General features: G+C 64.9%; 23 protein-coding genes. 14 read left to right on the forward strand and 9 right to left on the reverse strand.

Annotated features, from left to right (window positions below):
• Positions 1–85: 85 nt before the first annotated feature.
• Positions 86–577 carry a helix-turn-helix domain-containing protein gene (locus tag ABQ137_RS17110; RefSeq protein WP_349783239.1) on the forward strand — a complete coding sequence of 164 codons (492 nt, stop codon included), beginning with the start codon at positions 86–88 and terminating at the stop codon, positions 575–577.
• Complete coding sequence (locus ABQ137_RS17115) at positions 574–1230, forward strand: nucleotidyl transferase AbiEii/AbiGii toxin family protein (protein ID WP_349783240.1); 657 nt, start codon at positions 574–576, stop codon at positions 1228–1230. The genes ABQ137_RS17110 and ABQ137_RS17115 overlap by 4 nt, the downstream gene beginning before the upstream one ends.
• Before the next feature lie 594 nt (positions 1231–1824).
• Here ABQ137_RS17115 and ABQ137_RS17120 read toward each other — a convergent pair.
• Positions 1825–2568 carry an SDR family NAD(P)-dependent oxidoreductase gene (locus ABQ137_RS17120; RefSeq protein WP_349783241.1) on the reverse strand — a complete coding sequence of 248 codons (744 nt, stop codon included), beginning with the start codon at positions 2566–2568 and terminating at the stop codon, positions 1825–1827.
• A gap of 86 nt (positions 2569–2654) precedes the next feature.
• On the opposite strand from ABQ137_RS17120, the gene ABQ137_RS17125 reads away from it, so the two are divergent.
• Complete coding sequence (locus ABQ137_RS17125; RefSeq protein WP_024939198.1) at positions 2655–3218, forward strand: TetR/AcrR family transcriptional regulator; 564 nt, start codon at positions 2655–2657, stop codon at positions 3216–3218.
• A gap of 90 nt (positions 3219–3308) precedes the next feature.
• Here ABQ137_RS17125 and ABQ137_RS17130 read toward each other — a convergent pair whose 3' ends face one another.
• The 4 genes from ABQ137_RS17130 to ABQ137_RS17145 form a co-directional block, all read right to left on the reverse strand.
• On the reverse strand, positions 3309–3923 hold the full coding sequence (locus ABQ137_RS17130) for a DUF8082 domain-containing protein (RefSeq protein ID WP_024939197.1): 615 nt from the start codon (positions 3921–3923) through the stop codon (positions 3309–3311).
• Between the two features lie 44 nt (positions 3924–3967).
• Entirely contained in the window at positions 3968–5095 is a 1128-nt protein-coding gene (locus tag ABQ137_RS17135; RefSeq protein ID WP_024939196.1) for a Cache 3/Cache 2 fusion domain-containing protein, read from the reverse strand.
• 413 nt (positions 5096–5508) lie between these two features.
• A complete protein-coding gene (locus ABQ137_RS17140; RefSeq protein WP_024939195.1) occupies positions 5509–6150 on the reverse strand; it encodes a response regulator in 642 nt (213 codons plus the stop codon).
• A complete protein-coding gene (locus ABQ137_RS17145) occupies positions 6143–9235 on the reverse strand; it encodes a sensor histidine kinase (protein ID WP_503021234.1) in 3093 nt (1030 codons plus the stop codon). The genes ABQ137_RS17140 and ABQ137_RS17145 overlap by 8 nt, the downstream gene beginning before the upstream one ends.
• A 462-nt stretch (positions 9236–9697) precedes the next feature.
• On the opposite strand from ABQ137_RS17145, the gene ABQ137_RS17150 reads away from it, so the two are divergent.
• From ABQ137_RS17150 to ABQ137_RS17170, 5 genes are all read left to right on the forward strand, one after another.
• Complete coding sequence (locus ABQ137_RS17150) at positions 9698–10171, forward strand: helix-turn-helix transcriptional regulator (protein ID WP_104593319.1); 474 nt, start codon at positions 9698–9700, stop codon at positions 10169–10171.
• Positions 10168–10824, forward strand: a complete 657-nt coding sequence (locus tag ABQ137_RS17155; protein ID WP_104552631.1) for a hydrolase — start codon at positions 10168–10170, stop codon at positions 10822–10824. Before ABQ137_RS17150 ends, ABQ137_RS17155 begins: the two co-directional genes overlap by 4 nt.
• Positions 10821–11258: a DoxX family protein gene (locus ABQ137_RS17160; RefSeq protein ID WP_349783242.1), complete on the forward strand. Its 438-nt coding sequence runs from the start codon at positions 10821–10823 to the stop codon at positions 11256–11258. Before ABQ137_RS17155 ends, ABQ137_RS17160 begins: the two co-directional genes overlap by 4 nt.
• 113 nt (positions 11259–11371) lie before the next feature.
• Positions 11372–13213, forward strand: coding sequence for an amidohydrolase (locus ABQ137_RS17165; RefSeq protein WP_349783262.1), 1842 nt, complete (start codon positions 11372–11374; stop codon positions 13211–13213).
• Positions 13214–13298: 85 nt separating this feature from the next.
• Entirely contained in the window at positions 13299–14927 is a 1629-nt protein-coding gene (locus tag ABQ137_RS17170; protein WP_349783243.1) for an MFS transporter, read from the forward strand.
• A 664-nt stretch (positions 14928–15591) separates the two neighbouring features.
• Here the strand turns inward: ABQ137_RS17170 and ABQ137_RS17175 are convergent.
• Complete coding sequence (locus ABQ137_RS17175; RefSeq protein WP_024939189.1) at positions 15592–16416, reverse strand: alpha/beta fold hydrolase; 825 nt, start codon at positions 16414–16416, stop codon at positions 15592–15594.
• A gap of 523 nt (positions 16417–16939) precedes the next feature.
• Positions 16940–18286, reverse strand: a complete 1347-nt coding sequence (locus ABQ137_RS17180) for an Nramp family divalent metal transporter (protein WP_349783244.1) — start codon at positions 18284–18286, stop codon at positions 16940–16942.
• 144 nt (positions 18287–18430) lie between these two features.
• Between ABQ137_RS17180 and mntR the strand changes: the two genes are divergently transcribed.
• From mntR to orn, 3 genes are all read left to right on the forward strand, one after another.
• Positions 18431–18898, forward strand: coding sequence for a manganese-binding transcriptional regulator MntR (gene mntR / locus ABQ137_RS17185; protein ID WP_024939187.1), 468 nt, complete (start codon positions 18431–18433; stop codon positions 18896–18898).
• Between the two features lie 8 nt (positions 18899–18906).
• Complete coding sequence (gene tadA, locus ABQ137_RS17190; RefSeq protein WP_503021235.1) at positions 18907–19410, forward strand: tRNA adenosine(34) deaminase TadA; 504 nt, start codon at positions 18907–18909, stop codon at positions 19408–19410.
• A 70-nt stretch (positions 19411–19480) separates the two neighbouring features.
• Positions 19481–20065 (forward strand): oligoribonuclease, encoded by a 585-nt coding sequence (orn, locus tag ABQ137_RS17195; protein WP_024939185.1) that lies wholly within the window; start codon positions 19481–19483, stop codon positions 20063–20065.
• 199 nt (positions 20066–20264) lie between these two features.
• On the opposite strand, the gene ABQ137_RS17200 is transcribed toward orn, so the two are convergent.
• Both ABQ137_RS17200 and ppsA read right to left on the reverse strand, forming a co-directional pair.
• On the reverse strand, positions 20265–21230 hold the full coding sequence (locus ABQ137_RS17200) for a mechanosensitive ion channel family protein (protein WP_016905101.1): 966 nt from the start codon (positions 21228–21230) through the stop codon (positions 20265–20267).
• Positions 21230–23608, reverse strand: a complete 2379-nt coding sequence (gene ppsA / locus ABQ137_RS17205; RefSeq protein WP_349783245.1) for a phosphoenolpyruvate synthase — start codon at positions 23606–23608, stop codon at positions 21230–21232. Before ppsA ends, ABQ137_RS17200 begins: the two co-directional genes overlap by 1 nt.
• Before the next feature lie 142 nt (positions 23609–23750).
• On the opposite strand from ppsA, the gene ppsR reads away from it, so the two are divergent.
• From ppsR to ABQ137_RS17220, 3 genes are all read left to right on the forward strand, one after another.
• On the forward strand, positions 23751–24572 hold the full coding sequence (gene ppsR, locus ABQ137_RS17210; protein WP_104608823.1) for a posphoenolpyruvate synthetase regulatory kinase/phosphorylase PpsR: 822 nt from the start codon (positions 23751–23753) through the stop codon (positions 24570–24572).
• A 197-nt stretch (positions 24573–24769) separates the two neighbouring features.
• On the forward strand, positions 24770–25279 hold the full coding sequence (locus tag ABQ137_RS17215; RefSeq protein ID WP_016904415.1) for a DUF1249 domain-containing protein: 510 nt from the start codon (positions 24770–24772) through the stop codon (positions 25277–25279).
• A 64-nt stretch (positions 25280–25343) separates the two neighbouring features.
• Entirely contained in the window at positions 25344–25832 is a 489-nt protein-coding gene (locus ABQ137_RS17220) for an NUDIX hydrolase (protein ID WP_024939182.1), read from the forward strand.
• Positions 25833–25931: the final 99 nt, after the last annotated feature.

The raw sequence follows: 25931 nt of genomic DNA on the forward strand, positions 1-25931 counted from the left end.
GCCAAATCTGTCTTCTTGCAGGTGGTGATAAGTGGGTATATTATGTAAAAAATATTAGACATTTAACCTAGCTATCGCGCCTGCCATGAACCTCATCGATATCGGCCATACCGTGCGGACCCGGCGCACTGAGCTGGGCCTGTCCCAGGCGCAGTTGGCACACTTGAGCGGACTGTCTCGCCAGACCCTGGTCGGCCTGGAAAATGGCACGCTGAGCGATCTTGGCGTCAACCGTGTGGGGCAGGTGACGGCGGTACTGGGCTTGGACAGTCCCAAGCTCGATACGCAAGCGAGGCGTAAGAAGCGCGGCCTGTGGATGGCGGCCAAGACGGTGAGCGTCAGCTATGCACGTGAACTGGCGCCCGAGGCGCTGGAGAAGGCCCTGGCGAGTGGCGAAGTGCCTGCTCCATTTGCCCCTCACCTGACACATTTACTCGACGAGGCGCCTGTGCCCATCGTCGTGATGGCCGTGGAAGAGGCGGCCTCGCGTGCACACCTGCCGCCAAGGCAGGTCTGGCGCAACGTGGCGAAGCTGGCCGGATCCTTGTCCGTGCACCGTCGGGCGCTGTGGGCATGAAGCCCGTGGCACTGCCCGGCGGTCCATGGGAGAAGCTTTTCCCGCGGGCGTTGGCGCTGATCGACGAGATTAGCCAGTACGGCGGCATCACGGACCCGTTCTGGACCCTGGGCGGTGGAACCGTGCTGATGTTCCGTTACCGCCATCGGCTGAGCAAGGACATCGACATTTTTGTGCCCGATCCGCAGTACCTCGGCTTTGTCACGCCTCGTTTGAGCGACTCGGCGGCGGACTTGACGCAGGACTATACTGAGCAGCCAGGCGCCTTCGTCAAACTGCAGTTCGAGGAGGGCGAGGTCGACTTCGTTGCCGCTCCCAATCTGCTGAACGGCGCCTGGGACACCTGGGATATCGGCGGTCGCGCCGTGAAGGTGGAGACAGCCGCCGAAATCATTGCCAAGAAGATGTATCACCGTGGCGATCGGGTCACGGCGCGTGATCTTTTCGACCTGGCGCTCGTGATTGAGCGCGAGCCTCAGCAGCTTCTGGCGGCGACGCCGTTTCTCCTACGCCATCGGGAGGCGTTTCTGTCCCAGATCCAAGCGCCGCATGCCGGCCTGCGCGCCGCGTTCAAGGCCATCGCCATGCTGGATTACACGCCCAGCTTCGATCATTGCGTCGCCGTGGTCGGGGATTTCCTGGGCGAACTGTAATCCCTTAGCGTGTGGTCGTTCCCGGTCGTAGTGGAGCGCGCTAAATCGACAATAAGCCCGGAAGTGTCTACGCCGCGCAGGTCGCTCTATAACCCGCACCAGCATTAAACGCGTGTTTTGACGGTAGATCGCGACGGTATACATTTGTCGATCACTAGAAATCCCTCACTAGAAATCCCTTAAATCATAGGGATTTACGAGGCCCGTTGATGACAGAGGAGGAGTGACATCGGCCTTTCGAGGACTGTCGCCGGTCGTCGAAAAGATGACGCAAGTATCGATGATGGTGAAATAGACCGGGTGCGCATGCGCCCGGACCCCGCCGTTGGCGGGGGAGGGTGAGGCATTCTGCACTCAGGTACGTTCGACCTTCGCGGATGATGGGATGCTGGCCTGCGCTCTGCCGTTGCTGGATGACAGGACCGTGCCCTAGAAGCGCGGGCTGCGTCAGGTCTCTGCGTCAAACAAGACCACATAGCGGGATACCCCGCGCTCGACGAAGCGTTTCGACCAGAGCCGTAGCCATGCCTGCACGATCTCAGCACGGCTTCGACACGCAGGATGGCCGTGCACCCCACGCGTCTTGCCCAATGCCTAAACCGCAGCGACGCCACCGTCGACGAAAAGCTCATGGCCGGCGACAAAGCTGCTCTCGCTGGAGGCCAGGAAGAGGACTGCCCGTGCTACCTCGTTCGGTTCGGCCAACCGTCCTAGCGGAACACTCTTGCTCAGCGCCTCTTCAAGTTCGGGCTGCGAATCGAGGTAGCTGCGTATCAGGCGCGTCTGCGTGCCACCAGGCGAGACGACGTTCACGCGGATGCCTCGCTCCTTGAGGTCAGTGGTCCAGCTTCGGGCGAACGAGCGCACCGCGGCCTTGCTGGCGTTGTAAAGAGACTGGCCTGGCAGGCCCTTGCTGCCGGCGATGGAGCCGTTGAGGACGATAGCGCTGCCCGCAGTCATCAGCGGTAGCGCTTTTTGCACGGTGAACACCATGCCTTTCACATTGACGTCGAAGGTCGTGTCGAAATGCGTAGCGTCGATCGCGTTGAGTGGGACGATCTCGTAGATGCCTGCATTCGCGAACACGACATCGACCTTGTGGTGATCGCGTTGGATGCGTTCGTAAAGCCGCGCGACGTCGTCGGAATTGGTGACATCGCCTTGCACACCGACTGCTCCGTGGCCGATCTCCTTGACGGCCTCGGTAAGTGCGTCCTGCCGACGCCCGGTGATGTACACGTGCGCGCCTTCCATGGCGAACAGCTTCGCCGTTGCCAGGCCGATGCCGTCGCTGCCCCCGGTGATCACCACCACTTTGTCCTCGAAACGGTTCGTCATTTGCCAGCGCCTTTTCCAAATATGGAGGATTGCTCCACTTATTATATGGAGGTAACCTCCACTTGACAAGAGAGGGAGTAAAACGTGTGAGTGACGAACCTGCCCTTCGGGCAGACGCGCAGAAAAATCGGGAACTCATCCTTTCTGCAGCTGAAGCGCTCTTTCTGGAAAAAGGAGCTGGTGTCCCGCTCGAGGAAGTTGCCAGGCGCGCAGGTGTCGGCATCGGTACGCTGTATCGTCGCTTTCCCACGCGCGAGGCACTGTTAGCCGCGACCAGCAACGAGCGTTTCCTGTCGCTGGCGCAAGCCAGCCGTGCGCGCGACCGAGACCTTGCTCCAGGCGAGGCGGTACGCGCGTACCTGGAAGAACTTGCCAGGAACACGAGCATTTATCAGAGCCTTGCTGCTTCGATCGGAGCTGTTATCCAATGCGGGACGCCCGGCTGTCATGCGATCACCGCGGAAGGGCGACGGCTGCTTCAGCGCGGGCAGGACGCGGGTGCGATCCGTGGCGACGTCACGTATGAGGACTTCATTTGCGTGGTGACTGCCATCTCCCTTGCAGTCGAAAATGACCAATCATCGAAATCGCGTATCGGGCATTTCGTCGACTTGTTCTTGAATGGCATAAGCGTGAAAAGTCTGGATTAGCCAGCGATAATTCCGCTATCTCCGCACGAGTGGGCGCGAAAAAAAACCGCGCAATGCGCGGTTTGATCCTGGATCCACTGCAGTTGCCTGTCAGCGCAGCTTGGCCAGCGCCACGCGCGCATCGGCCATGAATTTCTGCGTTTCCTGTGGCGTGGAGAGGTTGGCGCCGAGCTGGTTGAGCACCTGCTCGATGTCGCTCGATGCGTCCCAGGCTTCGTCGCAGAGCATGCCGGCGATCGGGCCAAGATAATTCAGCGCGACCTTTTCCAGTGCATCGCGGACGCGCTCGTCCGGTGGCGACCCAGCGCCTGCAGGTGCTGCGTTCGGTGCGGCGGCCGGTGCCGGAGCCGCTGCAACCGCTGCAACCGCTGCCCGCGGCGGTGCCGGCACACCACCCAGATCCTGTTCGAAACCGCCCATCAACCACTGGCGCGAGTCATCGCTCAGCAGCGAGGGCTTGCCCATGCCGGCGCCGGGATCGGTCTGGAAGCGGGCCTTGGCCGCATTGACCATGGTGAGGCGTTGCACCGCCTCATCATTGCGCAGCATGCGGAACACCACCTCTTCGATCTGCCCGGCGTTGAGGCGGATGATGCAGGAGTGGTTCTCCTCGGTGACGATGAACAGAAAGCCGGACGCCTTCTTCAGTGCCAGCGCCTTGAGCTCGCGCAGGACCTCGATCAGCGGACGGAATTCAGTGGACATGGCGTCTTCCTTGCATCATCTGGTACGGAGTGGGTGCGCGCAGCTCAGCGTTTGCTGAGCCGCTCCATGGCCAGCCGGACACTGTTGGACAGACGGGAGATGGCGCGCGCCAGGGTACCAATTTCATCCTTGAGGTTGACCTCGTCGATGGTGTGGTTCCACTTGCCCAGGCTCAGCTCTTCGGCCACGGTGGTCAGGTGCTGAATCGGGCGCAACACGCGGCTCCAGATCAACGCCCACTGCAGGCCGAGCAACAGCGCACACACCAGCAGGCCGATGCCGGCGATCCACAGCGACTGGCGCACGATCACGCCATTGACGTCGCTCTTGGGATAGGCCGACACCAGGGTGAAGCCCCAATCGGGCACTTCCTGCTTGGTGACGACCCAGTCGTTGGGCGTTTCCTTGACGATCCGCTCGATGGTGGCGGTGTCGGTGGTGGCACCGGTGGTGGACTGGAAGCGCAGCTTGTTCTTGCTGTCGAACACGGCGATGAAGCCGGAGTCGAGCACGCGACGGCTGCTGACCACGTTTTCCAGCGCCTGGGTGTCGGCCTTGTAGCCGACGTACCAGGCACCGATCACGCGCTTGTCGTTGCCGGCGAAGATCGGCTCGTAGCCGGTGACGTACGGATTGCCGAGGATGTCGACCACGCCGTAGAAGCTTTCGCCGTTGCGCAGCTTGGCGGCGGCCTGGCCGTTCGGATCGAGCACGGTGCCGATGGCGCGGCTGCCGTCGTCCTTCTTGACGTTGGTGGAGATGCGCACGAAGTCATCGCCGGTGCGCGAGAACAGCGTGGCGGTGCCTTCGTGGATGGCGGTGACCTCGTCGAGCATGTCGAAGACGTTGGCCTGCGCCTTCTGGCCCAGCAGCAGGTCGTTGGCGCTGCGCTCGCCCACGCGCACTTCGTTGCCGACGCTGGCGGCGCCGTGTGCGTTGGCTTCCTTGCGCAGCTGGCGCATGGAGGAATTGACGCGATCGAGCATCATCGCGCGGGTGACCGAGAACAGGGTCTGCAAGGACACCGACTGGCGCTCGATCGCGTCGCCGGTCTCGAACTTGACCCGATTCGCTTCGGTAATGGCCAGAATGACCGTCAGTGCCACCACCACGACCAGCACCAAGGCCAGCACCGGCAACAGCAGGCGCACCCGCAAAGAGTGACGAAGCATCGCAATTCCCCTGAACGCGTTTAGTGATTGGATCGAACGCCGTCGCAGCCCCCCGGCAGCGGTCGGACCTAGCCGTTATCGGCTGTTGCGCATGATGCTGAAGCGGCCCCCACGCCGCTGGCGGTGCATACGATAGCTCAAGCCGATCGATTTGACAGTGCGCGTCGATCGCATCGTGCGCCTTGTGTTCAAGAATGGTGGACCGGGTTACAGAGTTCGGGCTGGCGGGCGCGGTGGGCGGCAAGATCGGCTAGCCCTCCAGGGGCGATCCATCGCGGCGCCGTCGGTGAGCCGGCCGATGCGCGCGGTGGCGTCTTTGTGTCACGCCTGCCGTTGCCGCGCTACCGCGATGACCAGATGCAGCGGTGTTTGAAGAGCGACCTGCGCTTGCGATCTGCCTGGTCGCAGGCGGCTCAGGTTTCCAGCGACAGGATTCCCCGGCGCAGGGCAACGGTGACCGCATGGGTGCGATCGCGCACGCCGAGCTTGGCCAGGATGTTCTTCATATGCGCCTTGACCGTCTCTTCGGAAATGCTCAAGGCATTGCCGATCTGCTTGTTGGAGCATCCAGTGGCCACCAGGCTCAGTACCTCCGTCTCGCGGGCGGATAGTGCGTCGTCGAGCACGTGGGCGGCGATGTTTTCGGCCACCGACGCCGGAACATGCCGCCGCTGGCCGCGGCGCACGTCGCGAATGGTGTCGACCAGCTCGCGGCGCAGCGCGCTCTTGAGCAGATAGCCGCAGGCGCCGGCCTGCAGTGCGCGCACCGCACGCACATCGCCCGTATAGGTGGTCAACACGATGACCTTGGCGGCGGGGTCGACACGGCGGATGCGCTGGATGGCTTCGACGCCATCCACGCGCGGCATCTGCAGATCCATCAGCACCACGTCCGGGCGCAGGCTGGCGTAGCAGGCCACGGCCTGTTCGCCGTCTTCGGCTTCGCCGACCACACGCATGTCGTGTTCGGCGGCAAGCATGGCACTGAGACCGTCGCGCAGCAGCGGATGATCGTCTACCACCAGCACGTCGGTCGGTTTGACCATCTCAGCCATTGGAGCTCTCCGTGGATCGTGCAGGTCGAAATCGCCACCACCAGCGCGGTGGCGTCGCATAGGCGGTACGGGCCGGAAGCGTGATCTGGATTGCGGTGCCGCTGCCTGGACGCGACCACAACTGCATCTTGGCGCCGATGCGTTTGGCGCGTTCCTGCATGCCGGTCAGCCCCCAGTGGCCGGTGCGTGCATGCCCATGCAGCACGTCTGGATCCAGGCCGCAGCCATCGTCGCGGATGCGCAGCACGAAGTCACGTGAACCGTAACGCAGTTCCAGCGCGATGCGCGCGGCGCCTGCATGGCGATCGGCATTGGCCAATGCTTCGCGGCCAAGCTGGAACACTTCGTCGGCCACCATCGGACGCAGCGCCACCGGGCGTCCTTCGACCGACACCTGCAGTTCGGCAGACGGCGGTGGCATGGTGGCCTCGCGTGCGCGCTGCAGTGCGGCGGCCAGATCCTGGCGCAGCGAATAACTGTCGCGCAGCCCGTTGACGCGGTCGCGGCCTTCGACCAGCGCATTCTCGGCCAGGTCGACCGCCTGTTCGAGCTCCAGCCGCCGCGGGTCGTCCTGCGGCAACGAGCGGCTGGCGGCATGCAGCCGCAGGATCAGGCCTTGCGTGCCCTGCAACAAGGTGTCGTGCAACTCGCGCGCGATGCGTTCGCGTTCGCGGTAGCGCTCTTCCAGGCGTGCACGCAGGCGTCCGGCAATACGCCGGGTGCGCATGCGCCACAGCATCGCAAGCGTCAGCAGCAGGGCGAGCGCAACGCACACCTTGAATTGCCAGGTTTGCACGAAGGCCGCTTCGATGACGAAATCCAGCGTGTCGCCGCGCGCGTTCCACACGCCATCGTTGTTGGCGGCGGCAATGCGGAAGCGGTAACGGCCGGGCGCGAGGTTGGTATAGAACGCCTCGTTACGGTTGCCGGCGTCCTGCCAGTGCGCGTCCACGCCCTCCAGCCGGTAGCGGAAGCGCACGCGTTCGGGCCGGGTCAGGCTCACAGCGTCGTAGCCGATGCGCAGGCGGTGCGTCCACTTGGGCAGGCGCAGCCCGGCGGTACGCGGGTAGGGACGGTCGTCGGCGACCACGTCGGTGATGAAGACCTCCGGCGCGGTGGGGTTGCGGTAGGTCTGTTCCGGGTCCAGCCAGGCCAGGCCCTGGTTGGTGGTGAACCACAACAGGCCGTCGTCGGCGGCGATGGCCGTGGGGACCGGTGTGGCCTGCTGGGCGACACCGGGCAACCCGTCCATGATGTCGTACAGGCGCAGCGCCGGGCTGACCACGCCCGATTGCACGCTCTGTAGCAGCGCACGTTGAGCGATCTGCACCACGCCGCGGTTGCCGTTCAACCACAGCGTGCCGTGCCGGTCCTGCACGATGCCGGTGATGCCCTGCAGGAGCGGATTGGTCTGATCGACCACTTGCCGGAACCGGCCGTCGGCGCCCAGCGCTGCCAGCCCGGTTTCGCCGGCGACCAGCGTGAGCGACGGGCCTTGCCAGATGGCGGTGATCGGCCCCACCGACAGGCCATTTTCTGCGCTGTAACGCGTCACCTGCCGGACCTGCAGCAGGCGCGCATCGCCCTTGATGGTGCCCACCCACAGGCCGCCATCGCGCGTATTGGCGAGCACCGTGCACGGGCTATCCTGCAGATCGGGCAGCGGCTGCCAGACGTTGCCGTCGAAAGCGTAGGGGCCGCCGGCATCCGGGCAGATCCGGGGATGGTTGCGGTTGTCCACGACGAAGGCGCGGATGGCGCCGGTCGCCAGGCCGAGCGGCAGCGCCACCGGTTGCACGCGGCCGACCTGCAGACGTAGCAAGGCGTGCTCGCCAAGCACCCAGCCATTGGCGGTCGCCGGCACATCCAGGATGTGGTGGGACGCACCACGCTGCAAACCTTCCACGCGATCGCGGCTCAAGGCCAGCAGCCGGCCATCGCGCAGGCTGGCCAGGAGCGGGCGTGCGGCGGTGCCCGGGGCGGGATTGAAGGTCGCCACGGCCATCGCCTGGCCCGGCAGCAAGGACGCCAACGGCAGCAACGCGCGATGTCGGAACCGGTTGAGGCCCAGATTGGTGCCGGCCCACAGATTGCCTTCGCGGTCCTCGAGCAAGGGGCCGGCAGTGGCCGAGGTCAGGCCTTGTACGGTTCCGAAGCGTTCCAGCACCGGCGTGGGCGATGTGGGCAAGGCGATCCGGAACAGGCCATGCGCCGCGTAGTCGCTGCCCCATAGCGCGCCATCGCGCATGAACCGGATGCGCCGCGCGAACAGCCCGGGAAATTGCAGCCGGGCACGGGCCGTGGCGGGCAGCACGTGGCCCTGCGCATCGGTCAACGCAAACACGCCGCGGTACGGGTCTGCGACCCAGATCGCTCCGCCCGGACTTTCGGCCATGGTGACGTAGAGACCCACCTGCTGGCCGCTGGGTTCGAAGCGTTTGGCGCCAAGCCGCAACGACAGAATCTGGGTACCGTCGCTGACCCAGAGCGTGCCGCGCACATCGCGCAGCAGCCAATGCGCGCGCTCGGCGGTGTAGCCCCAGTCGGCGCCTGCACGCTGCCAGCGTTGCCCATCGAACCAGCACAAACCGCCATCGATGGCGGCCCACCAGCGCCCACTGCCATCGTGCTCAATGCGGAACACCATGCCGGCGGGCACGTCCTTGCCCGGGCTGAAGTGCGTCAGGTGACCGTCGGCAACGCGATCGATGCCGGCGTTGAAGTAGCCGATCCAGGCGGTATCGTCCGGCGCCAGCGCAAGCGTGGTCATGTTGTGCGATGCATAGGCCTCGCCATCCGGCGCCGCCTGCCGCGCGAAACGGTCGCCATCGAACTGAAACAGGCCAAATCCGGTCGCCAGCCACAATGGCCCGGCCTCGGCTTGCTGGATATCCCAGATATCGGCCGGTGCGCCGCGCTCGGTGCTCCAGGCGGTGTGGTGGAATTGCAGCAGCCCCGCACGCGTTGCGGCGATGCCTTGGGCGTACACGGGATTGCACGGCCACCCGCAACTGCACATCACAACGATCACCGCCGCGCACAGGCGCCAGAGCAGGTGGAATCGGATGGGGGGCTCGCGCGGCATTGCAGCATTGTCGGGCGAGATCGGGGCCAAGCACCACCACCTCTTTCGGGGGAGGCAGGTCGGGCAGGAAATCGGCTACGCATGGACCGGCATGTAGCGTGGGGTGCGTGCGTGTCGCTGCGATGCAGTGTGCGCCAAGCTGGATGCCATCGGTTGGCTGCAGCAGTGATGACGCCGCCTTGTAGCGTGGCATTCGTGCGCTGGCGTCCGCTTGGTTTGCGTGTGGTGCGGGTGTCGGCTTGGACACTGCAAAGCGCGACAGAAACAACGGCGCGGTATCGCCCCTGCATCGGCGTGCATGCGCGGTGCATGCCATGGCGATGCACCCATGCGATCCCATGCGTGCTTGTGGCAGCACGCGTGTCGCTCACCCGAAAGAGTGAGCGATCGGCCTCACCATCAGGGGTGGGGCGATCGGCAGGTTCGCCCCACCATGGCGCCATTCCCCGCCGGAGACGTCACATGGCACGTCTGACTGCCGCCGGTTGCCCCGATCTGCATGCAGGCAACACCAACGCACTGTACGCCCCGCGCGCACGTGCCGTGGCCAGAGCGCTGCAGTACATCGACACGCATCTGTATGAGCCCATCGGCGTGACGCAACTGGCCGGCGCCGCCTGCATGAGCCGCTTCCATTTTGCGCGCGTGTTTCGCGATGCGCTGGGCGCCAGCCCGATGGAGTATCTGCGTCGTCGTCGCCTCGAACGCGCCCAGGCCATGCTGCGCGAGGGCGGCCACACCATCAGCCAGATCGCCACCGATCTGTGCTTCTTCGATCAAAGCCATTTCGTCCGCAGCTTCCGCAACGCCACCGGCTGCACGCCGGCGCGCTTTGCCGCGCAAGTGGCGAACGATCCCTGCGCCGCGCGTGCCCAGCCGCGTGCGCATCGGCACAGCGCCGGTTCTTTTTCATCCTCCCTGGAGCATCACGCATGACCACCGCCACCGCCGTCCCCGGTAAGTCCCTGTTGTCGCCCGGTGATCACGCGCTGATCCTGATCGACCATCAATCGCAGATGGCGTTCGCCACGCATACCATCGACATCTCGGCGCTGCGCAACAACGTGTCGCTGATTGCCAAGGGCGCCAAAGGCTTCAAGGTGCCGGTGATCTTGACCACCGTTGCAGAGAAGTCGTTCTCCGGCCCACTGTTTCCCGAGCTGCCGGAGATCTTTGCCGGCGAACCGGTGTTCGATCGCACCAGCATGAATGCCTGGGAAGACCAGGGTGTGATCGATCGCGTCAACGCCATCGGCAAGCAGCGTCTGGTGATTGCCGGGCTGTGGACCAGCGTCTGCATCGTCGGCCCGACGCTGTCGGCGGTCGAGCAGGGGTTCGAGGTCTACGTCATCACCGATGCCTGCGGCGATGTCAGCGACGAAGCGCACGAGCGCGCGGTGACGCGGATGGTGCAGGCCGGCGCCGCCCCCATCACCAGCGTGCAGTACCTGCTGGAACTGCAGCGCGACTGGGCACGCAGCGACACCTACGACCTCACCACCGGCATCGCGCGTGCGCATGCGGGCGGCTACGGCATCGGCATTCAGTACGCCAAAACCATGTTCGGCGCGCAGGAAGGCGGGCATTGAACGCATCGGCACCACGTGGCAACGCCGGCCTTGCAGCGGCATTGCTGATGCTGCGCATTGCCGGCGGCGGTTTCCTGTTGCCGCATGGCCTGGGCAAGTTGCTGGGATGGTTTGGTGGGCCGGGGCTGGCTGCATTTGCCGCTGAATTACAGCAATTCGGCTTTCCGTCTGCGCAACCGTTGCCGTTGCTGCTGGCTTTGGTGCAGACGCTCTCGGGGCTGGCGGTGTTACTGGGTCTGTGGACGCGCGTCAGTGCTGCACTGGCGGCGGTGTTCATCGCCACCACCGTCGTGGTGGGCGTGCCCAAGGGCTGGTTCTGGATGCACGGCGGGATGGAATACCCGCTGATGTGGCTGCTGGTGTTGCTGGGGCTGGTTGCCGCTGGCGGTGGCGCATGGTCGCTGGATGGGCTGCGCAGGCGTGGTGCGGCATGAGCGGCGTACCGAATGATCACGATGCCGGGCGGCGCCTGTGGATGCAGGCCGCCGCCGCCGGTCTTGCGTTGGGCGCCTTGCCCGGCGCCTGGTCTGCTTCAGGGAAGTCTCCGATGGTCGATCTGGTCGTTCGCAACGCACGCATCACTACCCTCGATCCACGTCAGCCCAGCGCCACCGCCATTGCAGTGACCGATGGACGCATCGTGGCGGTGGGCGACGATGCGCAGATCATGGCGCTGGCAGCTGGCGCCCGCAGCATCGATGCGCAAGGCCGACGCCTGTTGCCCGGCCTCAATGACAGCCACACCCATCTGATTCGCGGCGGGCTCAACTACAACCTGGAGCTGCGCTGGGATGGCGTGCGCTCGCTTGCCGATGCGATGGCGATGTTGAAGGCGCAGGTCGACCGCACCCCAGCGCCGCAATGGGTGCGTGTGGTCGGCGGATTCACCGCGCATCAGTTCGTCGAAAAACGCTTGCCGACCCTGGACGAGATCAATGCCATCGCACCGGATACACCGGTATTTTTGCTGCATCTGTACGACCGCGCCCTGCTGAACCGCGCGGCCTTGCGCGCCTGTGGCTACGACAAGGCCACTGCCGATCCGCCCGGCGGGCGCATCGAGCGCGACAAGCTGGGTAATCCCACAGGCTTGCTGCTGGCCAAGCCCAATGCCCTGATTCTCTACACCAGCCTGGCCAAGGGCCCGCGACTGCCGTTGGAGTATCAGGCCAATTCCACACGCCATTTCATGCGCGAACTCAACCGGCTGGGGATCACCTCGGTGATCGATGCCGGCGGCGGTTTCCAGAATTATCCGGAGGACTACCAAGTCATCGAACAGTTGCACGCGGCCGACCAGTTGAGCGTGCGCATCGCCTACAACCTGTTCACCCAGAACAAGGGCAAGGAAGTCGACGACTTCCGCGGCTGGACCGAGATGCTGCCGGTGCGCAAGGGCGACGATCTGCTGCGGCACAACGGCGCCGGCGAAATGCTGGTGTTTTCGGCTGCGGATTTCGAGCAGTTCAGCGAGCCGCGCCCGGAGCTGCCGCCGGAACTGGAGCCCGAGCTGGAGCAGGTGGTGCGGTTGCTGGTCGAAAAGCGTTGGCCATTCCGTATCCATGCCACCTACGACGAAAGCATCGGACGCATTCTCGATGTGTACGAAAAGGTCAATGCCGACATTCCGTTCGATGGCCTGCATTGGTTCGTCGATCACGCCGAAACCATCACGCCACGCAATATCGACCGCATTCGCGCCTTGAGCGGCGGCATCGCCGTGCAGCACCGCATGGCGTATCAGGGCGAAGCGTTTGTCGAGCGCTACGGCGTACAGGCTGCGCAGCAGACGCCACCGGTGCGTCGCATGCTGGCCGCCGGCGTGCCGGTGGGCGCCGGCACCGATGCGACGCGCGTGGCCAGTTACAACCCGTGGGTGGCGCTGTCGTGGCTGGTCACCGGACGCACGGTGGGCGGTCTGGCGTTGTACGGCGAAGAGAACCTGCTCGACCGTGAGCAGGCGTTGCGGCTGTGGACGCAGGGCAGCGCGTGGTTCTCCGGCGATGAGGGCCACAAGGGCACGCTGGCGGCGGGGCAACTGGCCGATTTCATCGTGTTGTCCGACGATTACTTCCGCGTCGACGATGCCGCCATTGCCGACATCACCAGCGTGCTGACCGTGCTGGGTGGGCGCGTCGTCCATGGCGACGGCGACTTCGCCGCACTGGCGCCCACCTTGCCGCCGGCGATGCCGGACTGGTCGCCGGTCAACCGGTTCGGCGGCTATCACGTGGGCGGTACGGCCAGCGGGCTTGCCAGTGCCACGCACACGCATGGCCATGGCTGTCGCGCGCACGGGCCGCATGGACATGCAGCGCAGCATGCTGCGCCCAGCGATGATCTGCTCGGCTTCTGGGGCGCATTGGGTTGCGCGTGTTTCGCGTTCTGAGATCGGCACCACAGCGATGCGCCTGCCGGCGCATCCAGGCCCGTCACCTTGTTTGTTTCACCCCGTCCACTGGAGCCTTGCCGCGATGACTTCTTCTGCCGCACCCGCCGATAGCGGTGCCTGGTCGCCGCTGCGCGAGCCGATCTTTCGTGCCTTATGGCTGGCCATCTTAGGCAGCAACATCGGCACCTGGATCAACGATGTCGCCGCGTCCTGGGTGATGGTCGAACGGACGGGCTCGCCGTTGATGGTGGCGGCGGTGCAGTCGGCCACCACCTTGCCGGTGGTGTTGTTCGCACTGGTGGCCGGCACGCTGGCCGACATCGTCGACCGCCGCCGCTACCTGATGCTTACCCAGGGCTGGATGTTGCTGGTGGCCGCAGCCTTGGCCTTGCTATCGCATCTGCAGTTGCTAACCCCGTGGGTACTGGTGGCATTGACCTTTGCAATGGGCATGGGCGCGGCAATGGCGATGCCTGCGCAGGCGGCAATCGTGTCGGAGCTGGTGCCGCGGCCGATGCTGGCCTCGGCGGTAGCGCTCAATTCGATCGGCATGAACATCGCCCGCTCGATCGGCCCAGCGGTTGGCGGTTTGATCGTGGCGCAATTCGGGCCGCCGTGGGCATTTTTGCTCAATGGCGTGACCTTCGGGCTGATGCTGCTGGTGTTGTGGCGTTGGCGTCGCGATGTGCATATCTCTGCATTGCCGCCGGAGAGCTTCGGCGCGGGCCTGCGTGCCGGTCTGCGCTACGCCGCACGCGCCGGGCGCTTGCAGGCGGTGCTGATCAAGGCCGCCGGGTTCTTCCTGTTCGCTAGCGCGTTGACCGCATTGCTGCCGTTGGTGGTTCGTCGCGACATGCAGTTGGGTGCCGGCAGTTATGGCGTGTTGCTGGGCTGCATCGGCATCGGTGCGATCAGTGGCGCGCTGCTGTTGCCACGCCTGCGTGCGCGCTACGACCGCGACCTACTGGTGTTCGTGGCCACCATCGTGTGCGCAGCCTCATTGCTGGGGCTGGCATTGTCGCGTCAGATCGGAGTGCTGTGCGTGGTGATGGTGGTCAACGGCCTGGCCTGGATTACCGTGCTGTCGTCCTTGCAGATCGCCGCGCAAACGGCGGTGCCTGCCTGGGTGCGCGCACGCGCATTGTCGCTGTACATCGTGGTGTTTTCTGCGGGTATGGCGGCCGGCTCGCTGGTCTGGGGCGCGTTGGCGCAACGCACCTCGATCGCGACAGCCCTGCAGATTGCCGCCGTTGGCGCGGTGATCGCGGCGCTGCTGGTCAAGCGCGCGCGCATTGCCGGCACCGAACAGCTGGACCTCGCCCCTGGCGGACATTGGCCTGTGCCGGCGCAATCGGATGCGGTCGAACACGATCGCGGCCCGGTGCTGGTGACGGTCGAATACCGCATCGCTGCCCATGCGCGCGTAACTTTCCTGCAGCTGATGACGCAACTGGGCAACGCGCGGCGTCGTGATGGTGCGGTGGTCTGGGGTATCGCCGAAGACGCGGCAACACCCGGCGTGCAACTGGAATACTTCATCGTCGCCTCGTGGCTGGAACATCTGCGTCAGCACGAGCGCGTCACCGGCGACGACCGCCAGCTGCAGGAGCAGATCCGCGCCCTGCATCAAGGCGAGCGCGCGCCGGTGGTCCGCCACTTCGTCGGTGGCGGCGGTGTAGCGGTGCCGCCGCACGCGCATGCCGATATCTGAGAACTTCATCAGCACGACGCTCCCGATCGGCCCGGCGCTGAAATCGATGTCGCTTTCTGCTGCCAGGTTGGCCGCGCCTGCCGTGCGTGAGGCCGGTTGCCGGCGCTGGTAACCGGCCTGCGCAGACCCAGGGCCGGAGCGCCTTTTGGCCAAGCGGAGCGGGCGCACCCCGCCTGCTGGCTGCGCCCGATCGGCCATACGGTCAGCCAGGGCAGCGCACGTGTCCTTCAGCGGTCGGCGTATCGCTCGCGCTGCCGATCGACATTGGCTGCGACTGCCTGACCTGCCATTGCTGGCACCGCCATGGCTGAGCATCGCGTTGCTGGTGGTCGTGCTGCGTGGCGGTTTCTTGCGGGCACTGGTTGCTTTGCTCACCTGTGGCTGGCCGGTCCATGCCTGAAGCTGGTCCGTTGCGCGGTGTTGCGACCACGCTGCGAAGGTGCACCGTCGCCATCCCGCTTGCTGTTTCGGCATCTTTGCGCGCACGTCGTGGGTCCGCAAGCTCGCCTGCAGTGGGCGCATTGGGGCGCCACTGGCAACAGGCCTATCGACGCTGAGGCCGCCAGCCTGATCACAACGGATCTGCGCGCAGCAAAGCAACGCGCACCAAAACAAAAGGCCGGCTCTCACGAGCCGGCCTTTGTCTTACGCAGTGAAGCAAGAATCAGCGCTTGGCGAAGGCCAGCAGATCCTTGTTGAACTGATCGGCATGGGTAATGGTCAACCCGTGCGGCGCGCCGGGGTAGATCTTCAGTTCGGCGTTGCTGATGATCTTGGCCGACAACTTGCCTGATGCATCGATCGGCACGATCTGGTCGTCGTCGCCATGCACCACCAGCGCCGGCACGTCGATCTTCTTCAGGTCGGCGGTGTAATCGACCTCGGAGAATTCCTTGATGCAGTCGTACTGACCCTTGTGACCGCCCAGCATGCCCTGCAGCCAGAACGCATCGCGCATGCCCTGGGTGACCTTGTTGCCGTCACGGTTGGCACCGAAGAACGGCGTGGTCAGGTCCTGATAGAACTGCGAACGGTCCTTGGCAACGCCATCGCGGATGCCGTCGAACACGCTCATCGGCAGGCCGCCCGGATTGGTTGGGCTCTTGACCATCTGCGGCGGCACTGCGCCGACCAGTACCACCTTGGCCACACGCTTGCTGCCATGGCGGCCAACGTAATGCGCCACTTCGCCACCGCCGGTGGAATGGCCGACCAGGATCGCATCCTTCAGGTCCAGCGCGTCGATCACTGCAGCCAGATCGTCCGCATAGGTGTCCATGTCGTTACCGTCCCAGGTCTGCGACGAGCGGCCATGGCTGCGGCGATCGTGTGCGATCACGCGGTAGCCGTGCTGGCCCATGAACAGCATTTGCGGGTCCCAGGCATCGCCGCTGAGCGGCCAACCATGTGCGAAGACGACCGGCTGGCCCTTGCCCCAATCCTTGTAGAAGATATTGGCGCCGTCGGGGCGTTTGACGAAATTGGACATCGGGTTGACTCCGTGAGTGGACGAGTGGGGTGGGGTGGTGGCGCGGGCGCGTGCGGGAGGTGCGGCAGTGGCGAACGCGGGCAGCGACAACGCTGCTACGGCGACCGTGCCGGTGATGAGAAAGCTGCGGCGTCCGGCGTCGGCCGGATGCGCCTCGAACGGGTCCATAAACACTCCTGGGGCGAGGGGCATGCAGCCCGGCGATGGCACGATGCGATACGCATCGTGCTTGCATGAGCCCGCGCCACGCGGTGCGACGCAGGCCACGGGCGTGCCGGTGCATGCGAGCAGTAGACCGCCTGCGTCGCAGCGCAGATTGCATCTGCGTGCGCTCTACAACGGTTATCCCCAGCGTTGCGGATCAGCTCGTTCGCTGCAGTCGATGCGCCGTAATGGATCATCCGGGCATCCACCTCGCACGAACGCAATGCAGCGCCGATCAACGCTCCTCCGTGCATCCTGCCTGGCTCTGCAGCACACGCAGCTGCCGCATCGCATCGACCACGCCGGTTGTGCTCGCCACTCACTGCAGCGCAGTGTCCCACAGCAGCTTCAGGTTCAAGCCGACGATCACCGTCGCAATGACCCAGGCGATGCGCACCAGCCACGGCGGTGCCACCAATGCGCCCATCAACTCACGGTCCGACACGAAGCGCACCAGCGGGATTACTGCAAACGGCAGCTGCATCGACAGCACCACCTGGCTGAGCACCAGGAGCCGCGCGGTACCGGCCTCGCCATACAACCAGGTCACGATCACCACCGGCACGATGGCGATGCCACGTGTCAGCAGGCGGCGCAGCCACGGCGGCAAGCGCAGTTGCAGGAAGCCTTCCATCACGATCTGCCCGGCCAGCGTGGCGGTGACGGTGGAATTGACGCCGGAGGCCAGCAACGCCACTGCGAACAGCGTCGAGGCCAGGCCCACGCCCAGCATCGGCGCGAGCAGGGCATGGGCCTGTTCGATTTCCTGCACATCGGTGCGGCCCTGCGCATGGAACACCGCCGCCGCCAGGATCAGGATCGAGGCATTGATGAACAGCGCGAACATCAATGCCACGGTGCTGTCGGTCACCGCCCAGCGCAGCGCCGACTTGCGGCCCGCATCGGTGCGCGGATACGCACGTGTCTGCACGATCGACGAATGCAGGTACAGGTTATGCGGCATCACCGTCGCACCGATGATGCCGATCGCCAGATACAGCGCGCGCGGGTCGGTGACCACCTGCGCACGCGGAATGAAGCCGCCCAGCACGGCGGCGATCGGTGGTGCCGCCAGCGCGATCTGGACGCCGAAGCAGACGAAGATGATCAACAGCAGCGCGATCACGAACGCTTCCAGCGCACGGAAACCGCGGTTCATCAGCAACAGCACCAGCACCACGTCCACCGCAGTGATGATGGCGCCCACGGTCAGCGGAATGCCGAACAACAGCTTCAACGCAATGGCGGTGCCGATCACCTCGGCCAGATCGCAGGCGATGATCGCCAGTTCGCAGATGCCCCACAGCGCCAGGTTCACTCCGCGCGGGTAGCGCGCCCGGCAGGCCTGCGCCAGGTCCAGCCCGGTCGCGATGCCCAGCCGCGCCGACAGGCTCTGCAGCACGATCGCCATCAGGTTGGACAGCAGGATCACCGACAGCAGCAGATAGCCGAACTGCGAGCCGCCGGCCAGGTCGGTGGCCCAGTTGCCCGGGTCCATGTACCCGACCGACACCATATAGCCCGGGCCCAGGAACGCCAGCAGCCGGAACCACCAGTGCCCGCCCTTGGGTACGGCGACGCTGGCGTGGTGATCGCCCAACCCGCCATTGGCCGCGGCCGGCAAGGGGAGGGGCGAGGTCGGGTGAGGACGGAGATCGACGGACATGCGGCGCAGGCTGGCGGGGATTCACACCGATGATATAGCAAGGGCTATTCTATTGAGCATTGGCAATTTAAATCGTAATGATCGGCTGCGTGCTTCAAACTACGCATCCCGGCACTGGCGCCGGACGTGATGACGGGGATGAGGGTGGGCAAGAGCGAAAAGCTGGAAGCAGCCGCGCCGGCGCTGATCGACGCGCAGGTGCATATGGAGAGCTTCCGTCAGGTGCGCGAAGCGCGCCGCGCCGAGCTGGTCGAGGACTATGTGGAGCTGATCTCCGATCTGCTGGTCGACGGTGGCGAAGCGCGTCAGGTCGATATCGCCGCGCGCTTAGGCGTGGCGCAGCCGACCGTGGCCAAGATGCTCAAGCGCCTGGTGCGCGACGGCTGGGTGGTGCAGCGCCCGTACCGCGGGGTGTTCCTGACCCCGGCCGGCGAGGCGCTGGCGGCGTCCAGCCGGCAGCGCCATCAGATCGTCGAACGTTTCCTGCTCGCCCTGGGCATCGACGAGGCCACCGCGCGCCGTGACGCCGAAGGCATCGAGCACCATGTCAGCGAAGCCACCGTGGCCGCGTTCGCCGCCTTCCTGGATCGCCAGGGCGGCAGCGCCGCGTGAGCATGCCGGTGGAAACGTCGGTAGACGCGGCGCAGACGCTGATCGACCAACAGTGGATGCAACGCGCCCTGCAACTGGCCGAGCGTGCCGAACGCGACTTTGACGAGATCCCGGTCGGCGCGCTCCTGATCGATGCCAGGGGCACCGTGCTGGGCGAGGGCTGGAACTTCAATATCGCCAGCCACGATCCCAGCGCGCATGCCGAGATCATGGCCCTGCGCGAAGGTGGCCGCCGCCTGGCCAACCACCGGCTGATCGGCTGCACGCTGTATGTCACGTTGGAGCCGTGCGCGATGTGCGCGATGGCGATGATCCACGCGCGCATCGCGCGGGTGGTATTCGCCGCCAGCGACCCCAAGACCGGCGCCTGCGGCAGCGTGTTCGATCTGCCCGCCGACCCGCGCCATAACCACCGCGTGCAGGTCAGCGGTGGCGTGCTGGCCGCCGAGGCCGGCCTGCGCCTGACCAATTACTTCAGGGCCAAGCGCGGCAAGCCGCCCCTCGCGCCCTGAGCGGCGCGGCCGCGGTATGATGCGCGCCCTTCAGCATCCGGCCGGCGACGGCCCTCCACAGGACGGCGATATGGCAGACACCCTTGCAGGCAACGACCGACTGATCTGGATCGATCTGGAAATGACCGGCCTGGATACCGATCGCGATTCCATCATCGAGATCGCCACCATCGTGACCGATGCGCAGTTGAACGTGCTTGCCGAAGGGCCGGAGCTGGCCATCGCCCACCCGCTGGCGACGCTGGAAGCCATGGACGAGTGGAACCGCAATCAGCACCGCCGTTCGGGGCTGTGGCAGCGCGTGCTCGACAGCCAGGTCACCCATGCCCAGGCCGAGGCGCAGACGGTGGCCTTCCTGAGTGAATGGATCCGCGCCGGCGCCTCGCCGATGTGCGGCAATTCGATCTGCCAGGACCGCCGCTTCCTGCATCGCCAGATGTCGCGCCTGGAGCGCTACTTCCACTACCGCAACCTGGACGTGTCCACCATCAAGGAGCTGGCACGGCGTTGGGCGCCGACGGTGGCCAATGGCTTTGCCAAGAGCTCGGCCCACACCGCGTTGAGCGATGTGCGCGATTCGATCGACGAGCTGCGCCACTACCGCCAGTTCATGGGTGCGCTGGGCGGCGATTCCCAGGCCGACGTGCCGGCCTGAGCGCTGGCGACGGCGGCGTTGCACGCTGTTGGCGTGTTGATTGAGGGCGCCTAGTTGCGGACGACGCTCAGGCGTACGTCCGGCAACGTTTGCTGCCGACCCAGGCAGGCCAGAAGCCACACAGTGGCAGCGCATCCAACAAAAAAGGCCGCATCGTTCGATGCGGCCTTCCTGCTTTTCCATCACGCCACTGAATGCATCAGCGCGCCAGCGGCGGACCCTTGCTCAGGTCGCCGTCGTCGGCGATGCCTTTTAGCAGCAGGTCGGAGATCGGCTTGCCGTCGGCATCGTGGTGATACACGTGCAGGTCGCGCTGCGGATACGGGATGTTGAGCCCGTTTTCCAGCAACTGGTTGCGGATCTGTTCCAGCGTGGTGCTCTTGGCCGCGCCGAAATTGCCGTTGGTCGCATACGCGAACAACATCAGATCCACCGTGCTTTCGCCCAGATTGGTGACCTGCACGAACGGTGCCGGCGACTCCAGGAGGTTCGGATTGTCCTTGGCGATCTGCAGCAACAGCTGCTGGGCTTTCTTCAGATCGTCGCCGTAGCCCACGCCCACGGTCACTTCCAGGCGCCGGTTGGGTAGGGTGCTGTAGTTGACGATCGGCGAGGTGGTGATGGTGCTGTTGGGCAGGGTGATCATGCGCTCGTCGAACGAGCGGATCCGGGTCTGGAAGATCCGGATCTCGTCGACGATGCCTTCCTGGCCGGCGATCACCACATGGTCGCCATCGCGCATCGGCCGCAACACGATCAGCATCACGCCTGCAGCGATATTGGACAGCGAGTCCTTCAACGCCAGGCCGACCGCCAGGCCGGCCGCACCGAGCACCGCGATCAGCGAGGTCGGCGGTACGCCAATCTTGCTCAGTGCACTGACGAAGACCAGCACCAGCAGCAATGCATACAACACGTTGCGCAGGAAGTTGGTCAGCGTGATCTCGATGCGTGCGCGGGTCAGCGCACGGTGCAGCCACTGGCTGAGCTGCTTGGCCAGCCACATGCCGACCACCACGATCAGCAGGGCCAGCCCCCAGTTGAGCGCGTATTGCGCCCACGGGATATTGGCCCAGTTGAACGCCGGCTCCGCCGTCTTGGCCGCCACCGGCCTTGCGGCGACTGCTCCCGCAGCCGCCGCCAACACCGCACCCAACATACCCATCAGCTCTCGCTCTTCAACTTGGCCAGACGCAGCCAGGTGTCGACCACGGTGTCAGGATTCAGCGATACCGACTCGATCCCTTCCTGCATCAGCCACTCGGCCAGTTCCGGGTGATCGGACGGCCCCTGGCCACAGATGCCCACGTACTTGCCCTTGGCGCGCGCCGACTTGATCGCCATCGACAGCAGCTTCTTGACCGCTGGGTTCCGCTCGTCGAACAGATGCGCCACGATCGACGAATCGCGGTCCAGGCCCAGGGTCAGCTGGGTCAGATCGTTGGAGCCGATCGAGAAGCCGTCGAAGATGTCCAGGAACTCGTCGGCCAGCAGCGCATTGGACGGCAGCTCGCACATCATGATGATCTTTACGCCGTTCTCGCCCTGCTTGAGCCCGTTCTGCTCCAGCACCTCGATCACCTTGCGGCCTTCTTCCAGCGTGCGCACGAACGGGATCATCACCCAGAGGTTGTCCAGGCCCATCTCGTTGCGCACCTTCAGCACCGCCTTGCACTCCAGCGAGAAGGCCTTGGTGAAGGACGGATCGACGTAGCGGCTGGCGCCACGGAAGCCGATCATCGGGTTCTCTTCATGCGGTTCGTAACGCGAGCCGCCGATCAGGTTGGCGTACTCGTTGGACTTGAAGTCCGACAGGCGCACGATCACCGTGTTCGGTGCCACCGAGGCGGTCAGCGTTGCGATGCCCTCGGCCAGGCGATTGACGTAGAAGCTCACCGGGTCGCCATAGCCGGCTGTCTTGGCGTCGATCTTCTTGCGGACGTCAGCGTCCTGCTTGTCGTATTCCAGCAGCGCGTTGGGATGGATGCCGATGTGCGCGGCAATGATCATTTCCAGACGCGCCAGGCCGATGCCGGCATTGGGCAGCTGGCCGAAGTCGAACGCACGCTCCGGGTTGGCCACGTTCATCATGATCTTGAGCGGGGCAGGCGGCATGTTGCCCAGGTCGGTGGTGGTGCGCTCGAACGGCAGCAGGCCGTCGTAGATGAAGCCGGTATCGCCTTCGGCGCAGCTCACCGTCACTTCCTGACCGTCGCTGATCACATCGGTGGCGTTGCCCGAGCCGACCACGGCCGGCACGCCGAGTTCGCGCGCGATGATCGCCGCGTGGCAGGTGCGGCCGCCGCGGTTGGTGACGATGGCCGATGCTCGCTTCATCACCGGCTCCCAATCGGGATCGGTCATGTCGGCGATCAAGACGTCGCCGGCCTGCACGCGATTCATGTCGTCCAGCGAGCGCACCACGCGTGCCACGCCGCTGCCGATCTTAGCGCCTACCGCACGGCCTTCGACCAGGATCTTGGCGTCCTTGGCTTCCAGCGAGAAACGCTCGATCTGGGTGGCATGGCTGCGCGACTTCACGGTTTCCGGACGCGCCTGCACGATGAACAGCTTGCCGCTGACACCGTCCTTGGCCCACTCGATGTCCATCGGGCGGCCGTAATGCTTTTCGATCACCAGCGCCTGCTTGGAAAGCTCCTGCACGTCTTCATCGCTGATCGAGAAGGTGCTGCGCAGTTCCACCGGCGTGTCTTCGGTGCGCACGCGCTCGCCGGGCACATCCGAGTAGACCATGCGGATCGCCTTGCTGCCGAGCGAGCGGCGCAGGATCGCCGGCTTGCCTGCGGTCAGCGTGGGCTTGTAGACGTAGAACTCGTCCGGGTTGACCGCGCCTTGCACGACCATCTCGCCCAGACCGAAGCTGGAGGTGACGAACACCACGTCGCGGAAGCCCGATTCGGTGTCCAGCGTGAACAGCACGCCGGCCGCACCGACGCCCGAGCGCACCATCAACTGCACGCCGGCCGACAGGAACACGTCTTCGTGCTTGAAGCCATGATGCACGCGGTAAGCGATTGCGCGATCGTTATAGAGGCTGGCGAACACTTCCTTGACCTTGTGCACGACATCGTCGGCACCGGTCACGTTGAGGAAGGTCTCCTGCTGGCCGGCGAACGAGGCATCGGGCAGATCTTCGGCAGTGGCCGACGAACGCACCGCCACGGCCACTTCGCCACCGCCGTTTTCCGCACACAGCTGTGCGTATGCGGTGCGGATATCGCGGTCCAGTTCCGGCTGCAGCGGAGCATCGATCACCCAGCCGCGGATTTCCTTGCCGGCAACGGTGAGGGCGCCAACGTCCTCGACATCCAGCGTCGCCAGCTTGTCGAAGATGCGCTTGGACAGATCGTTATGCGCGATGAAGTCCTTGAAAGCCTCGGCAGTGGTCGCATATCCACCGGGAACCGAAACGCCGAGCCCGGCCAGGTTGCCGATCATCTCGCCGAGCGAGGAATTCTTACCACCTACGCGGGCCAGATCGGCCAGGCGTAGCTCATGCAACCACAGGATATTCTCGTTCAAGCGCGATGCTCCGTATGGCCATCGCCCGAGCGGGCTGGATGGCCGCGTCCGTAGGAAGAAGCCGCTATGATGCAGTGCACAGCGGAATCTGCACAAGCATGAACCCGTAAGTTTTGGACACCAGTTCAAAGAGGTGGTCTTGATGTCAACAATTCGACCGGTGTTCTACGTCTCCGATGGAACCGGTATCACCGCTGAAACGATTGGGCATAGCCTGCTCACGCAGTTCAGTGGATTCAACTTTGTCACCGACCGCATGTCGTTCATTGATGATGCAGAAAAAGCGCGCGATGCGGCGCTGCGGGTGCGCGCGGCAGGTGAGCGGTACCAGGTGCGCCCGGTGGTGGTCAATTCCTGCGTCGATCCCCAGTTGAGCATGATCCTGGCCGAAAGCGGCGCCTTGATGCTGGACGTGTTCGCGCCCTTCATCGAGCCGCTGGAACGCGAACTCAATGCGCCGCGGCATTCGCGCGTGGGCCGTGCGCACGGCATGGTGGACTTCGAGACCTATCACCGCCGCATCAACGCGATGAACTTCGCGCTGAGCCACGATGACGGTATCGCACTCAATTACGACGAGGCCGACGTGATCCTGGTGGCGGTGTCGCGCGCCGGCAAGACGCCGACCTGCATCTACCTGGCATTGCATTACGGCATCCGTGCCGCCAACTACCCGTTGACCGAGGAAGATCTGGAAGACGAGCGCCTGCCGCCGCGCCTGCGCAATTACCGCAGCAAGTTGTTCGGCCTGACCATCGACCCGGAGCGGTTGCAGCAGATCCGCCAGGAGCGGCGCGCCAATTCACGCTACAGCGCGGCAGAGACCTGCCGGCGTGAGGTGGCCACCGCCGAGCGCATGTTCCAGATGGAGCGCATCCCGACCTTGAGCACCACCAATACCTCGATCGAGGAAATTTCCAGCAAGGTGTTGTCCACGCTGGGGCTGCAGCGCGAGATGTTTTGAGGCGGGAATTGGTTGGCGGGATTGGGGATTGGGCCGGGCGTAGCGTATTCACGATCCGGAGCTGCCGTGACGTGTCACGGTCGGTCGGCGAGCGTCAAGCAAATCAAGTGGGCGGGGCAGGGCTCCGCCAAGGTAGGCCTGCCGGTGGCCGGTCGTCAATGCTGCCCGTGCGGCAGCGCAGCGTGTAGGATCGGTTCATGGCGCAAGCACTGAGTAAACTCGAACGCATCCCCAAGTTGAGCCGGTTCGGCTGGCTGATGGGCTTGTACGCAGAAAACTTCCAGCATCTGACCCGGCTGTTCGCACCGGCCGACCTCGCTCCCGGCTCCTATGTCTCGTCGATCGGCGATGGCCTGGACCTGCGTCTGGACGTGATCGAGTGCCACCGCTACACGGTCGAGCTGCGGCTGACCTACGACCTGTGCGATCCCGTCACCGGCGAGCCTGACCCGTCGGCCTACGTGCGCCTGTACCGCGATGCGCGCCAGGCCGAGACCACCCATTGCTACGTCGGCCGTCGCTGGCAGGACGTGATGGGCATGTTCCCGCCGCCGGCCGAGCTGATCAGCCACCGCATGCGGATGAATACGTTCCTGGGCAAGTGGCTGGACTATCTGGCCGAGCGCGGCCATGGCGTGGCTACCTTGCGTCTGGATACCGACTACGTTGCGCCACCGCGCCCGGGCTCGCAGGCTGCGGTCGGCTGAGGCTGCGCCACGCCGCTTGCACAGCATCGGTCATACTGATGCGCTCGATTCCAGCTCGCCCGCCATGCCCTATACCCCCATCGTCGCCACGCTCGGCTACCTGTTGTCGCCCGACGGCACACAGGTGTTGATGATCCATCGCAATGCCCGCCCCGGCGATCAGCATCTGGGCAAATACAACGGGCTCGGCGGCAAGGTGGAACCGGACGAGGACGTACTGGCCGGCATGCGCCGCGAGATCCGCGAAGAGGCCGGCGTTGAGTGCGGCGACATGCAACTGCGCGGCACCATCAGCTGGCCGGGCTTCGGCAAGCAGGGCGAGGACTGGCTGGGCTTCGTGTTCCTGATCCGCAGCTTCCAAGGCGAGCCGCAGGCTTCCAACCCGGAAGGCACGCTGGAATGGGTGGCGATCGACCGCATGGACCAGGTACCGATGTGGGAAGGCGACCGCAATTTCCTGCCACTGGTCTTCGATGGCGACCCGCGTCCGTTTCACGGCGTGATGCCGTATCGCGACGGGCGCATGCAGTCGTGGACGTATTCGCGCATCTGAGCGGGATTGAGGGGGTGCGCAGCCACCCAGGCGAGCGCGGCTGTTACTGCTGTCTGGCGCGGTCACCGCAGCGCCGGACTTAAGCGTCCGCCGTCCTTA

The sequence above is a fragment of the Xanthomonas sp. WHRI 8393 genome (assembly GCF_040203315.1).
Taxonomy (GTDB): domain Bacteria; phylum Pseudomonadota; class Gammaproteobacteria; order Xanthomonadales; family Xanthomonadaceae; genus Xanthomonas; species Xanthomonas arboricola.

Excerpts from the sequence above, each read along its gene's own strand:
- ABQ137_RS17140 (WP_024939195.1), bottom strand. The coding sequence starts at position 6,150 with ATGGCTGAGATGGTCAAACCGACCGACGTGCTGGTGGTAGACGATCAT.
- ABQ137_RS17115 (WP_349783240.1), top strand. The coding sequence starts at position 574 with ATGAAGCCCGTGGCACTGCCCGGCGGTCCATGGGAGAAGCTTTTCCCG.
- ABQ137_RS17145 (WP_503021234.1), bottom strand. The coding sequence starts at position 9,235 with ATGCCGCGCGAGCCCCCCATCCGATTCCACCTGCTCTGGCGCCTGTGC.
- orn (WP_024939185.1), top strand. The coding sequence starts at position 19,481 with ATGGCAGACACCCTTGCAGGCAACGACCGACTGATCTGGATCGATCTG.
- ABQ137_RS17220 (WP_024939182.1), top strand. The coding sequence starts at position 25,344 with ATGCCCTATACCCCCATCGTCGCCACGCTCGGCTACCTGTTGTCGCCC.
- ABQ137_RS17120 (WP_349783241.1), bottom strand. The coding sequence starts at position 2,568 with ATGACGAACCGTTTCGAGGACAAAGTGGTGGTGATCACCGGGGGCAGC.
- ABQ137_RS17170 (WP_349783243.1), top strand. The coding sequence starts at position 13,299 with ATGACTTCTTCTGCCGCACCCGCCGATAGCGGTGCCTGGTCGCCGCTG.
- ABQ137_RS17135 (WP_024939196.1), bottom strand. The coding sequence starts at position 5,095 with ATGCTTCGTCACTCTTTGCGGGTGCGCCTGCTGTTGCCGGTGCTGGCC.
- ABQ137_RS17130 (WP_024939197.1), bottom strand. The coding sequence starts at position 3,923 with ATGTCCACTGAATTCCGTCCGCTGATCGAGGTCCTGCGCGAGCTCAAG.
- ABQ137_RS17155 (WP_104552631.1), top strand. The coding sequence starts at position 10,168 with ATGACCACCGCCACCGCCGTCCCCGGTAAGTCCCTGTTGTCGCCCGGT.
- ABQ137_RS17150 (WP_104593319.1), top strand. The coding sequence starts at position 9,698 with ATGGCACGTCTGACTGCCGCCGGTTGCCCCGATCTGCATGCAGGCAAC.
- ABQ137_RS17110 (WP_349783239.1), top strand. The coding sequence starts at position 86 with ATGAACCTCATCGATATCGGCCATACCGTGCGGACCCGGCGCACTGAG.
- ABQ137_RS17175 (WP_024939189.1), bottom strand. The coding sequence starts at position 16,416 with ATGTCCAATTTCGTCAAACGCCCCGACGGCGCCAATATCTTCTACAAG.
- ABQ137_RS17165 (WP_349783262.1), top strand. The coding sequence starts at position 11,372 with ATGGTCGATCTGGTCGTTCGCAACGCACGCATCACTACCCTCGATCCA.
- ABQ137_RS17215 (WP_016904415.1), top strand. The coding sequence starts at position 24,770 with ATGGCGCAAGCACTGAGTAAACTCGAACGCATCCCCAAGTTGAGCCGG.
- ABQ137_RS17180 (WP_349783244.1), bottom strand. The coding sequence starts at position 18,286 with ATGTCCGTCGATCTCCGTCCTCACCCGACCTCGCCCCTCCCCTTGCCG.
- ABQ137_RS17200 (WP_016905101.1), bottom strand. The coding sequence starts at position 21,230 with ATGGGTATGTTGGGTGCGGTGTTGGCGGCGGCTGCGGGAGCAGTCGCC.
- ppsR (WP_104608823.1), top strand. The coding sequence starts at position 23,751 with ATGTCAACAATTCGACCGGTGTTCTACGTCTCCGATGGAACCGGTATC.